10 protein-coding genes are annotated in these 12,629 nt (G+C 52.6%); 4 read left to right on the top strand and 6 right to left on the bottom strand.

All coding sequences use genetic code 11. From position 1 onward, the window contains the following. Window positions 1-731: MFS transporter (locus tag H7U12_RS10320; protein WP_186637010.1), on the top strand; the 731-nt coding region annotated here is incomplete at its 5' end. A gap of 272 nt (window positions 732-1,003) precedes the next feature. Here the strand turns inward: H7U12_RS10320 and H7U12_RS10315 are convergent. Both H7U12_RS10315 and H7U12_RS10310 read right to left on the bottom strand, forming a co-directional pair. Beyond that, window positions 1,004-2,602, bottom strand: a complete 1,599-nt coding sequence (locus H7U12_RS10315) for a RagB/SusD family nutrient uptake outer membrane protein (RefSeq protein ID WP_186637007.1) — start codon at window positions 2,600-2,602, stop codon at window positions 1,004-1,006. A gap of 21 nt (window positions 2,603-2,623) precedes the next feature. After that, entirely contained in the window at window positions 2,624-5,584 is a 2,961-nt protein-coding gene (locus H7U12_RS10310; protein WP_186637004.1) for a SusC/RagA family TonB-linked outer membrane protein, read from the bottom strand. Between the two features lie 663 nt (window positions 5,585-6,247). Between H7U12_RS10310 and H7U12_RS10305 the strand changes: the two genes are divergently transcribed. Together H7U12_RS10305 and H7U12_RS10300 are read left to right on the top strand one after the other, a co-directional pair. After that, window positions 6,248-7,180, top strand: a complete 933-nt coding sequence (locus tag H7U12_RS10305) for a ribose-phosphate pyrophosphokinase (RefSeq protein ID WP_186637002.1) — start codon at window positions 6,248-6,250, stop codon at window positions 7,178-7,180. A gap of 113 nt (window positions 7,181-7,293) precedes the next feature. After that, entirely contained in the window at window positions 7,294-7,929 is a 636-nt protein-coding gene (locus H7U12_RS10300) for a 50S ribosomal protein L25/general stress protein Ctc (RefSeq protein ID WP_317170760.1), read from the top strand. Between the two features lie 400 nt (window positions 7,930-8,329). Here the strand turns inward: H7U12_RS10300 and H7U12_RS10295 are convergent, their stop codons facing one another. The 3 genes from H7U12_RS10295 to H7U12_RS10285 are packed head-to-tail and all read right to left on the bottom strand — an operon-like array spanning window position 8,330 to window position 10,715. Next, window positions 8,330-9,466, bottom strand: a complete 1,137-nt coding sequence (locus H7U12_RS10295; RefSeq protein WP_186636998.1) for a DegT/DnrJ/EryC1/StrS family aminotransferase — start codon at window positions 9,464-9,466, stop codon at window positions 8,330-8,332. After that, window positions 9,463-10,122, bottom strand: a complete 660-nt coding sequence (locus H7U12_RS10290) for an acetyltransferase (protein ID WP_186636996.1) — start codon at window positions 10,120-10,122, stop codon at window positions 9,463-9,465. The genes H7U12_RS10295 and H7U12_RS10290 overlap by 4 nt, the downstream gene beginning before the upstream one ends. Further along, window positions 10,119-10,715, bottom strand: a complete 597-nt coding sequence (locus H7U12_RS10285; protein ID WP_317170759.1) for a sugar transferase — start codon at window positions 10,713-10,715, stop codon at window positions 10,119-10,121. Before H7U12_RS10285 ends, H7U12_RS10290 begins: the two co-directional genes overlap by 4 nt. Before the next feature lie 198 nt (window positions 10,716-10,913). On the opposite strand from H7U12_RS10285, the gene ispE reads away from it, so the two are divergent. After that, the gene (gene ispE / locus H7U12_RS10280) at window positions 10,914-11,726 is read left to right on the top strand and encodes a 4-(cytidine 5'-diphospho)-2-C-methyl-D-erythritol kinase (protein WP_186636991.1); all 813 of its coding nucleotides are present in this window, start codon (window positions 10,914-10,916) and stop codon (window positions 11,724-11,726) included. Here the strand turns inward: ispE and H7U12_RS10275 are convergent. Then, a complete protein-coding gene (locus H7U12_RS10275; protein ID WP_186636988.1) occupies window positions 11,703-12,626 on the bottom strand; it encodes a DMT family transporter in 924 nt (307 codons plus the stop codon). The two genes, ispE and H7U12_RS10275, sit on opposite strands and share 24 nt — an antisense overlap. Window positions 12,627-12,629 lie beyond the last annotated feature (3 nt).

Genomic DNA, 12,629 nt, shown 5'->3' with positions numbered 1-12,629 from the left:
TGAACGACATCCTCATCCCCAAGCTCCAGCAGGTTTTCACGCTGCAGAACTGGCAGGCGATGCTCATCCAGACGGCCTTCTTCGGGGCGTACTTCATCGTGTCGTTTCTCTATTTCGTGTTCTCCGTCACCAAAGGGGATCCTATTCTCAAGATCGGCTACAAGAACGGCATCATCGTGGGGCTGGCGGTGACGGCGGTGGGCTGCCTCCTGTTCCTGCCGGCGGCCGATTCCCACTCCTACGGCTTGTTCCTGGGGGCCTTGTTCGTGCTGGCCTCGGGCATCACGGTGCTGCAGATCACGGCCAACCCGTACGTCTCCATCCTGGGGCCGCCGGAGTCCTCGTCCAGCCGCATGAACATGACGCAGGCGCTGAACTCCTTCGGGACCACCATCGCCCCCATCATCGGGGGGTACCTCATCTTTGACCAGGTGAGCAACGATGCCGCCACCGCCGACTCGGTGAAGATGCCGTACGTGGGGCTGGCCATCACCCTGATCGTGATTGCGGTGATCATCAAACTGGCCCGCCTGCCCCGCCTCACCGGCGAAAGCACCACCGTGGTGGCTGGCTCAGGGGCCTTGCAGCACCGGCACCTGGTGCTGGGCATTATCTGTATTTTCATGTACGTGGGCGGCGAGGTGGCCGTGGGCAGCATGCTCATCAACTACTTCAAACTGCCGCAGATCGCGGGGCTGGACGAGTCAGAGGCCAAACACTTCGTTGTTTAGTTGGTCAGAAATCCATCTTGTTGATACCTTTTTGATACGCTTTCCATTGGGCATATATCTGATTTTTGGGGCCGTGAAGGACTTTGCAGAAAGGCCGTTGCTGATCTCAATTTCGTGAAAATATCAGGTAGGCAGGAGTTGATTATAGGTTTTTACGGGAGGAAAAACGTGGCGGAAAATCAGGAGCAATCTGTTTGTAAATGGAAAAGCCAGGCCTCCCTTAAGAGAGACCTGGCTTTTAAAATAATGCTGTAAGAAGGAATGCCGATGAATTAATAGCCTGGGTTTTGCTCCAGCACGGCATCTTTGTTCAGGTCGATTTCATTTCTGGGGATTGGCATTAACAAGTGCGTCTGAGACAGCCCTACAATGGGGTTGACCGGCGGATTGCCATTCAAGCGCTTCGCTCTGTCTACCAGGGTACCGGTGCGCATGAGGGTTAAGCGGCGGTTTTCCTCGCCAATCAGTTCCCTGACGCGTTCATCCAGGATAAAATCAAGGGTAATGTCTGCGGCGGTCACCAAGGGTGCATGTGCCCGTTCCCGCAACACGTTGATGGAGGCGGCCGCCTCACCCATTTTGCCTTGCTTGAACTGAGCCTCGGCCTTTAGCAGGTAGGTTTCACCCAGGCGCATCAAGATAAAGTCTTTCCACATTCCGAACCCGAACACATCCTGCGGATCGAAATGTCCCCATTTAGTAATGTAGGGGTTGATGATGAACAAGGTGTCTGGGCCTGTGTATGGCACTTTCTTCTTGTAGTCTACATACGTAGGGTCGTTGTAATAGAAATCCCGGCGGATGTTGTATTTTGAGTTCCGCATGTCATTGGCGTCATACAAGCCATACAAGACAAAGTTGTTCAGGCGCATTCTACCAATGCCGCGCCCGCCTAATGAGTCAGCAGCCAGCATTCCCCTTCTGCTGTGGTAAGAGGCTTGCCAGTTACGGCGTTGCTGGGGGTTATTGGTCATGCCGCCCGGTACATTTCTGGGGTTCTCGGCTTCCATCACCCAGATTCCTTCCGTGTTCCCCTGGTATCTGCGTTGGTTTCCGTAGATGAACATGTCAGAGAATGGGTCTCCCGGTTGGTTGGCTTTTACCCCGTATCGGTTCTTAACCAGGCTAAATTTGCCACTGTTGATCACATTGTCGGCCTGGGCCTCCGCCTCAGGGTTTTTACCCATTCTCAGGTAGGCCTCGGCTAAAAGCTGATGCACCATGTATTTGTTTGCCCGGGCAGCAACTTCTTTCGCGTCTCTGATCTCCGGTAGATTGGCAGCGGCAAACAACAGGTCGGCTTCAATCAGTGCGTTCACCTGCTCTAGAGGAGCCCGCACGAAGTCCGTCTTGGGGGTAGAGAGGGGTTCGGTCACCAAAGGAACCCTCCCGAATGCGGTAGCCAGGAAGTTATAGGCGAAACCCCTGAAAAAGCGGGCCTCGGCATTTATCTTGGCTTTCTGATCGTCTGTTAAGCCAGTCACCGCCGGATTTTCGATATTCTTGATGATCACGTTGGTGTTGTTCACCATGATATACGCCCATCTCCAGGCATCACGCGCGGCTCCGTCCAGAGGAGTGAGGGTCGCGTAGTTGACGTAGGGCAACTCTATCCCTTGGGGTTGGGTGGCCCAGGTAATGTCTGTGCCCACCTGCCAAACCGAGATCCACCCCTGAGCATCGCTCATGGTGTAGAGCGTGCTTTGGTGATTGTACAGACCTATCAAGGAGGCTTCAAAACCAGCAGGGTCAGTCAGGGTGGAAGGGGAGTAGGAACTTAACACCTCCTCCTCCAGGAAAGATTTATCACATGCGGTAAACGTCTGAAGGCTGATGCATGCGCCAATCAACACTTTTATATACTTTTTCATGGTCGTTCTTATTGGGGTTGATTAAAGGGTGAGGTTGAGACCAAAGGAGACAGCTCTGGTGAGTGGATAATTGTTGGTCCAATCTCCTGATCCTCGGGAAGAGTGGTTGTTCTCCGGATCCCAGCCTATCCAATCGGTGAAAGTGTATAGGTTTCTGCCTGCTACATATAAGGTCAGGCCGCTGAGGTTATATTTTTCCATAAACGTGCCCGGTACAGTATAGCTTAAGCGCACGTCTTTGATGCGGACGTAGCTGTTGTCTCTGGCAAAGTTGTAACCTCTGGGGTTTCTGTAGCCCAGCGAAGGCCACTCATTGCTTCTGTTCTCCGGAGTCCAGTACCCCACGGCAGCCGGTATGTTTCTCTTGCCCACCTCGTCTCCGTAGAAGATGTCTGGGTTGCCTTTCAAGGATCCCTGTGAGGTTTGCAGGAACACACTCAGGTGGAAGTTGCCGTAGTGGAAGGTGTTGGTGAGGCCACCGTACCATTTCGGTAAAGTGGTGCCAATGTAAGTTCTGTCATTGTCATTGATGACCCCGTCTTTGTTGATGTCTTCAAATTTGATGTCACCGGGTTTGGCGGTAGGGTCATGCGCGGAGTTGTCTTCGCCTTCCTGCCAGATGCCGATCATGCGGTAATTATAGATGGCCCTCACTGGTTTGCCAATCAGCCAGCCGTTGGCAAGGTCGTCTTTCTTCTCTCCGTAGAGACTTACGATCTCGTTCTTATTGGAGGAGAAATTAATATTGCTTTCCCATCTGAATTTACCAGCATCAATGTTAATGGTATTCAGCGTGAGTTCAATCCCTCGGTTTTGCATTTCAGCTAAGTTGTCCCAGATTCTGGAATAACCAGAGATTACCGGAATATTTCTCTGTACTAAAAGGTCCTCGGTGCGGGAATGATATACTTCCAGAGTACCATTGATTCTGTTCTGGAAGAAGCCAAAATCAACGCCAATGTTAGTAGAAGTGGTGGTTTCCCAGTTCAGGTTCGCATTTCCCAGCGCGGAGGCGAGAACCCCAATAGCACTGCTCCCGCCAAAGGGAATGCGCACAGGAGCGGCAAGAGTAAAGGTCTGAAATGGTGCAACTGCCTGATTTCCGGCCTTACCATGAGAAACTCTAAGTTTCAATTGGTTCATAAAGCTGGCATTCTGGAAGAAGCTTTCGTTGGCAATGTTCCAACCCAAAGCGATGGAAGGAAAAACAGCATGTTTATCTGTATTGGCCCCAAAAGCGGAGTATCCGTCCCTTCTAGCTGTAACCGTTAACAGATAACGGCTGTCATAGGAGTAATTGATCCGTCCCATCTGCGAAACCAAAGCAGATCTGTCACCATAAGAGGAAGAGGTTCTGTTAGTACCGGCCCCAAGGTTAAAGTAAGATAATTCGTCATTAATAAAGGTATTCGCCGAGGCACCAGAGGAAGTGTACTCGTTTTCCTGAGCACTATACAAACCCGTGAAATCTACGTGGTGCTTTTCCCAATCTTTGTTGTAAGAGAGGATGTTCTCCACCACCCAGTTATGGGTTTCATTGTTATTGGCATAGGCGGATCCTACCAAGTCATTGGCCAGACGCCCGGTGTAACCAGCCTGTCTGCCTATTGTATAGACAGAGGAAGCATTTATCCGGTATTTCAAACCTTTTATAAACCCGGGAGATACTTCTGCATAGACATTGCCATTTAGGTTTTTACTTCTGTCTACCCGGTCTGTTGTTAAGCCCAACAGCGGGTTGGCGAATAGCAACTCTGGGAACATGGGAAAGATTTCATAGTTGCCCAACGCATTCGTAGGTACGGAGTAGGGGCTCATGGCCGTGGCGTTGAGCAGGTTGGCTCTGCCGCCGTCAGAGTTCTTGTCTGCGATGAACAGGGAGGTTCCTGCTTTCAGGTACTTGGTGATGGTGGCGTCCAGGTTGGCCCGTATGCTACCACGCGTGAAATCATACCCTTTCACCACGCCAGACTGTTTCAGGTAACCACCGCCCACATAATACTGGATGTTCTCGGTTCCGCCCGCTACGCTGAGGTTATGTTCCTGAATCTTGCCGGTTTGCGAAGCTTCATCCAACCAGTCAGTGGTGAGACCTGCATTATAGGCATCCACTTCTCTGTTGTTAGGCAGGACTTGGGTCTGCGTTAAATTCTGCGCGATCATGTAGTCCTTGTACTTCTGTACATAGGCTTCCGGTGACATCGGTTCCAGTTTGTTGGCGATATCTTCCACCCCGTAATAACCGCTGTAACTTACTCTAGGCTTGCCCGATGTTCCGCGTTTGGTGGTGATCAGGATGACCCCGTTCGCTCCGCGGGTACCGTATATGGCCACGGAGGAAGCATCCTTCAAAACTTCAATAGAAGCGATATCATTGGGGTTCAGGTCGTTGATAGCGCCAAAGAAGGGAACTGCGTCTACTACAATTAAGGGGCCGGTGCCGGCACTAAGGGAATTGATACCCCTAACCTGAATAGTGCCGGAGCTGCCGGGAACAGAAGAGCCCTGGGAGATGCTCAGACCCGCAGTAGTGCCCTGAATGGCTTGGGTAAGATCGGTTACGGGTAGGTTGGATAGCCTGTCTTTGGGAATAGAAGCCACGGAGCCGGTAATGTCAGAACGCTTCTGGGTACCGTACCCCACGACCACTACTTCGTCCAATGCCTTGGAATCCGTTCCTAACTGAACATCAATGGTTGTTCTGTTATTGATAGGAACTTCCTGCGGCAGAAAGCCAAGGTACGTGAAAACCAAAGTTCCGTTCCCGGAGGGCACATTGATGCTGTAGTTACCATTTACATCTGAAGGGGAAGCAGTAGTGGTGCCTTTCAGGAGGACGGTTACTCCGGGTAAACCTGAGCCGGTGTCATCGGTTACCTTGCCCGTAACGGTGATGTTTTGAGCCATAGCCATGGAGAGGGCCAGGAAGTAAACGGGAATGAAGAGTAGATACCTTATCCCTCTGCTTAAAAAGTGTTGCATATAGTCTCAGTAAAAGATTAGTGATAAGTTAAAAGCTGTTTGTCAAGTGGTGAAAACTCATGTTTGCTGCGGAACATTGAATACAAGGGTCATACAAGTCTATGGGATGATGGTCAGAGGTGCCTGAGAAAAGTGTGTTCACTCTTCAGCCAGAAGACACCTGGAGTCACCCTTTTTCAGGGATGATTGCTTTTTTAGGAATAGAGAGGGGAGTTGGGGTAATTAGACACTATTTTGAGAAATTTTTATAGATGTCCTGTTCTTATTGTAAAAGCTATAACAACCATTAGTTTGCAGGACTATATAGCTTGCTTCTAAAGGCAAGGGTAAAAACTGGGCACGGGAGTTCTGAATCCTAAAGGCATCATGTTGGAGATTAGCCTTCAAAAGATGATGGAAAACGCTAAGCCACTTTGGATAAAGAGAGGCAGTGGTTCCAACTGGATAATCTGTTTTCCCGAGCTGCTTAGTAAGGATTGTATAGCCTTGTTGAGAATTAAAGATTTGATTATTAATGTAGTATGGGAGCTGTAAGCGGCCAGGTATCTCCGTAATTGTACTAGTAAGTTCCTGAAAAAGTACCTCTTAATTTTTGACTACTTCGTTTGAGGCTACAGAAATAAGGCGTAATTTTGCGACTTCATTCGGCAACCTCTTCTTTCCATGAACCCAACGGTTAAGATTTTCTCTGGCACATCGTCTAGATATTTCGCTGAAAAAGTAGCAGATGCCTACGGCTTGCCGCTGGGCGATATCACGGTTCAGCATTTTTCTGATGGAGAGATCTCTGTCCATTTCAATGAATCAGTGCGGGGCTGCGAGGTGTTTCTGATCCAGTCCACCTTTCCGCCGGCTGATAACCTGATGGAGCTGATGCTGCTGGTAGATGCGGCCAAACGGGCTTCGGCACATAAAGTGATTGTGGTGATGCCGTACTACGGCTATGCCCGCCAGGACCGGAAAGACAAGCCCCGGGTTTCCATTGGAGCCAAGGTAATGGCCAATGCCATTCAGTGCGTGGGCGCTGACCGGCTCATGACCTGTGACCTGCACGCGGGTCAGATTCAGGGTTTTTTTGACATTCCGGTGGATCACCTGGATGGATCGGCCATTTTTGTGCCTTACCTGCGGAGCCTGAATTTAGGGCAGGACCTGATCTTCGCTTCGCCGGATGTGGGAGGCGTGGTGAGAACCAGAAGCTTTGCCAAGGTATTTGGAGTGGAGATGGTGGTCTGCGACAAGCACCGTAAACGCGCCAACGAGATTGCCTCTATGCAGGTGATTGGCGATGTGGAAGGCATGGACGTGGTATTGGTGGATGACCTGGTGGATACCGCCGGAACCATTACCAAAGCCGCGGAGTTGTTGCGTGACAAAGGCGCGAAGAGTGTGCGGGCCATTGCTACCCACGGGGTACTGTCTGGTCCGGCCATTGAACGCGTGGAGAACTCAGTGCTGGAGGAGTTGGTGATCTCAGACACCATTCCTTTGAAGCACCAGAGCGCTAAAATCAAGGTGCTGACGTTCTCTGACCTGTTTGCCCGGGCTATCAGCAATGTGGTAACCCACGACTCCATCAGCTCATTGTTTATCTAATTGCTGATTGTCAATTGTTGATTGCTAAAAGAAGTCGCCGCCCTTGTTGGTGTTCTCACCAACAAGCGTAAAAGGCTAAAATATATTAAAGAGGTCTTGTGTCATGAATCTTGATGCTTGTGTCTCCTAAAGCGTTTTTTCATTTTTTATTTATATTCATTTTTATGCAAAGCTTAGAGATTATAGGGTTTAAAAGAGCAAATCTCGGTAAATCCGAAGCCAAAGCGCTTCGTGAGGAAGCTCAAGTTCCATGTGTGTTGTACGGCGGTTCAGAGCAAGTTCACTTCTCTTCTCCTGCTATCTTGTTCCGTGACTTGGTTTACTCTCCAGATGTTTACCAGGTTGACCTGAACATTGAAGGCACACACTACAAAGCCATCATGCAAGACCTGCAGTTCCACCCGGTAAATGAAATGTTGCTGCACGTGGACTTCCTGTTACTGCAAGACGAGAAAGAAGTGAAAGTTGATGTACCGGTACGTTTCGTGGGTACTTCACCAGGTGTAATGGCCGGTGGTAAATTGGTGACCAAACTGCGTAAACTGCGCGTGAAGGCCCTTCCAGCCAACCTTCCAGACACCATCGCGGTGGATATCTCTGAACTGGAGTTAGGTAAGTCTATCAAAGTGAACAGAATCACTCCTGAGAACTACACGATCCTGACGAACCCACTTTCACCAGTGGCTACGGTAACCATCCCAAGAGCTCTGAAAAGCGCTCAGACCGAAGAGAAAAAAGGCAAGAAATAGTCTTTGGCTTCTGCAAGTCTTTGAAAATCCTGTTCTGCCTCGGCAGGGCAGGATTTTCTGTTTTCAGGCTCTTTTGGGAAAAACAGGTTCTAAACGGCCTTGGCGCAGACGCTCGCAGGTCTAAAGACGCTACAAGATCTTTGGAGCAGGCAGTAACACGGCAAGCAGACTGGCGCGAGACTCCAGTCTCGTGACTTAAGATAAATCGAGTCCCCAGACTCGCCGAGAACCACCTGCGGTAAAACGGAAGGTCAGGCGAAAGTGTGATGATAAAATTCTTGCAGGAATGGGTAAGGCAAACCCTTGTGGTTGCCCTTTCTTGTGATGAAGCCGGAACTGGGAAGAACTGCCAATCAGGCGCTGCTTTAACCACATCCGTTTTGAGGCCACTTTCCAGAAATCAGCCCCGAAACGCTTTTCTGAGGATAAAGGCCACCCGCTCCTGGTCAGAGAAGGAGAGGCTGGAGCCGGAAGGAAGGCACAAGCCGCGGGCGAACAGGTCATCGCTCACCTGGTCACCGAAATAGTCGCAGGAGCTGTAGAGCGGTTGGCGGTGCATGGGCTGCCAGAGCGGCCGACTTTCTATGTTAGCGGCTAAAAGATGGAGCCGCAGTTTCTCCGGGTTAACCCCGCTGTTCTTCTTGAGAGTAAAGCAACTGAGCCAGCGGTTCGAGTAAAAGCCGTCGGGCTCTTGGTGCCATTCCAGTTCCTCCACGTCTTGCAGCAGCTGAAGGTAATTCTCGAAGACCGTTCTACGCTGCTGCACCCGTTCTTCCAAGACTTCCAATTGCCCACGGCCTATGCCCGCGCTGATGTTGCTCAGGCGGTAATTGTAGCCCATGGTGGTGTGGTGGTAGTATGGCAAATCGTCTTTGGCCTGCATGGCCAGCCAGCGCGCCTGCTCCACCAAAGCAACATCATCGGAGACCAGTGCGCCGCCCCCAGAGGTGGTGATGATCTTATTCCCGTTAAACGAAAAAACGCCTACTTTCCCGAAAGTACCCACAAAACGGTTGTGGTATCTGGAGCCGAGAGCCTCGGCGGCGTCTTCAAGGATGGGCACGCCGTAGTGTTGAGTGAGTTCCTGAATCTCCTGCATTCTGGATGGCATGCCGTAAAGGTGCACCAGCATCAGGGCTTTGGGGAGTTGGCCTTTCTTCTGGCGGTCCTGTAAGGCGGCCTCCAGCGCTTTGGGGCAGAGGTTCCAGGTTATAGGTTCGCTGTCAATGAGAACCGGAGTAGCGCCTACGTACCGGATAGGGTTGGTACTGGCCACGAAGGTGAAGGAAGAACAGAAAACCTCATCGCCGGGGCCTGCGCCTAGGGCCAGCAAGCCCAGGTGCAAGGCCGCCGTGCCCGATGCCAGCGCCGCCATCGCCGGTACGCCCAGGTAAGTGGCGAGTTCCTGCTCAAAGCCGGTCACATTGGCCCCGGCAGTGGTGATCCAATTCTGGTCAAAGGCCTGTTGCACATACGCTTGTTCCCGGCCGCCCATGTGCGGAGGCGATAGGTAAAGAAACTCCTCTGGTACGCTCATGCTGTCTGTTTGATGATCTGGGCCGGGACCCCCACGGCGGTGCAGTAACAAGGCAATTCCTTGGTAACCACTGCGCCCGCGCCAATGGTGGTGAAAGCGCCCACTTCTATGTTCTGCAAAATGCAGCAGTTAGTGCCGCCGTACACGCCCATGCCCAGCGTGACGCCGCCGCTTACCGCCACCTGCGGCATCAGGGAACAGAAATCGCCTAGAACGGTATCGTGCCCGATGGTGCAAGCCAGATTCAGCAGTACGTGCCGGCCCAGCGTGACGTTGGTGGTGAGAATGCAGTTCTGGCAGATGATGGTGCCTTCGCCCAGATGGATCTTCTGCTCGGGGTACAGATGCACCGATGGATGGATGAGCACCGGGAAATGCAGCAACGGACTGATCAGGCGGTCGGCCACGTCGGTTTTGGCGGGACAGTTCCCGATGGCAATCACCACGTTCAGGGGGCTGTCCACCTCGTTCAGCTCGTCCACGGTGCCCAGGTAAGGACATCCGCAAACGTGCGAATCAGCGGGAGGAGCATCGTCGTAAAACCCGACCATTTCCCATTTGGGCGTCACGTGGTTGATCTGGTGGAGGAGCATGAGCACTTCGCGGCCCAATCCGCCGGCGCCTACTATGGCAATTCGTTGCTTTTCAAGAGTCATGAGGAAGAGGTGTTGGAGGAGCCGGTGAAGCGCTCCATGGTAGCCGTGCCCGGGGCCGAGATGCCTTCGGGTTTCAACAAGTGTTTTAAGGTGCGCCCTAAAACCAGCAAATCAACCCGCAGAGACACATGCTCTACGTACCATACGTCGTACGCGAATTTCTCTTCCCAGGCCAGCAGATTCCGGCCGTTCACCTGCGCCCAACCCGTGATGCCGGGCTTCACCTCGTGCCGGCGCGCTTGCTCCGGGGAGTAGAGGGGCAGGTAATCCATGAGCAGCGGCCGGGGGCCCACCACGCTCATCTGACCTCGTAACACATTCAGGAGCTGCGGTAGTTCGTCTAAAGAGGTTTTCCGGATGAATTTCCCCAAGGGGGTGAGGCGCTGCGCATCTGGCAGGAGCTGGCCGTGCAGGTCCCGGGCCTGGGTCATGGTCACGAATTTGTAGAACCAGAACGGTTTGCCGTGCAGCCCCGGACGCTGCTGTTTGAACAAGACCTTCCCGTTGAACCCCACCCACAGCGCTGTCGCCACCAGCCCCATCACGGGCCACAGGAGCAGCAACGCGCCTCCGGCCAGCAGAAGATCAAGCAAACGTTTTCCGTGCGGCTGATACATGGGGGTAATGTGCTAATTTGTAAATGTGCTGATGTGCTAATGGATTGACAAATCAGGCAATAACGTGATTAAGGAATGATAGCGTATCAAGCGAGACGTTTTGGGCCTGTTTTTAAGGAAACAGGCTCGAAACGAAAGTACGATTCTCTGCGCAGATTCTGTTAATTTGCGCGCATGATTCAATTCCCGAACGCGAAGATAAACCTGGGCTTGCAACTGGTGGAAAAGCGCCCCGATGGCTTCCATAACCTGGTTTCCTGTTTCTACCCCGTGGGCTGGACCGATGCGCTGGAGATTCTCCCGGCCCAAGGTGAGGCTTCCTTCACGCTCTCGGGATTGCCGGTGCCCGGTGCGCCTACCGCCAACCTCTGCTGGAAAGCCTATGAACTGCTGCGGAAGGATTTTGAATTGCCCGCCATCCAGATGCACCTGCACAAGGTCATTCCCATGGGCGCGGGCCTGGGCGGCGGCTCCGCCGATGCCGCGTTCACCCTTAAACTACTGAACCAGCAATTTGAGTTAGGTTTATCAGACGAAAATCTGATTGAATACGCCCGCCAACTGGGCAGTGACTGCGCCTTCTTCATCCAAAATCAGCCCGTGCTGGCGGTAGAGAAGGGCGATGTCTTTGCACCCATCGAGGTAAATCTGAAAGGCTGGCATCTTCTGCTGGTCTACCCCAATCTGGCCATCAGCACTGCCCAGGCCTACGCCGGGGTTTCGCCCCGTTTTCCGGAAAAGAGCCTCAAAACGATTTTGGCGCAGGACATCAGCACTTGGAAAACTGAAGTGGTAAATGACTTCGAGGAGAGCCTTTTCCCTAAATACCCGGTGCTGGCAGAACTGAAAGCCCAGTTATATGAAATGGGAGCCGTGTACGCGTCCATGTCCGGTTCCGGGTCTACGATGTATGGGCTATTTCAGACCCCGCCTGCCGGACCGCTGCCTTTCCCCCGGGAGTACTCAGTTTGGCAGGGCGTCCTTTAACTTGCGCTGCCGCCGGTTCTGGATGCTTTCCAGAATAGGGTGCAGAAACACGCTGAACAGGATAATAGCCGCCCCGTAGTAAAAACCCGCCGACATCATCTCGCCCTCTTTGAAGATAAAGAACGCCAGCAGAATGCCGTACACCGGCTCCAGGTTCACGGTCAGGTTCATGGTGTAAGCGCTGAACTTCTTCATCAGCCGGACAGCGGCCGTGTAGGCGTACACCGTGCACACCAGCGCGAGCATGGCAATACAGAGTACATCTACCCAGGTAAGGGACAGTTGCAACTCACCGGTAGAGGTCATCCACTCGCGGTAGAACGGCAGGAACAGGCAAGTCGCCAACCAGGCACCCGCCATCTCATAGCAGGTGATGGTGGCCGGCGCGTGCTGTTTGGTGAGCTTGCTGTTGATGATGGTGAAGCAGGAGGCCAGAAACGCCGAGGCCACCGCCATGGAGATGCCAATGGCATGGTCAAACTCAAACCGGAAGATGATGTACAGCCCCACCATGATGAGCAGCGCCAGCGCCACCTCGTGCGCTTTGATTTTCTTGTTCGTGAAGATAGGCTCCAGAACGGAGGTCCAGAGGCTGGAGGTAGCCATGCCCGCCAGGCAGATAGACACCGAGGACACCCGCGCCGAGGCGAAGAACAGAATCCAGTGCGCCGCAATCAGGAACCCCACACTCAGGATCTTGGCAATGTTGCGCCGCCCAATCCGCAACGACTGCTTCCGGAGTTTGATCACTACCGCCAGCGCCACCGCCGCCAGAATGGTGCGGTAAAACACCAGCTCCACCGCCGGAATGGTGATGAATTTCCCTAAAATGGCCGTAAAACCCCACAGCAGAATGATAAAGTGGAGTTCCAGAAAGTCTTTGAACCGTGGTGTTTGCAAGGG

Source organism: Rufibacter sediminis, from assembly GCF_014269285.1.
Lineage (GTDB): Bacteria > Bacteroidota > Bacteroidia > Cytophagales > Hymenobacteraceae > Nibribacter > Nibribacter sediminis.
Note: the sequence above shows the minus strand (reverse complement) of the source record. Positions and strands in the feature narration are given on the sequence as shown.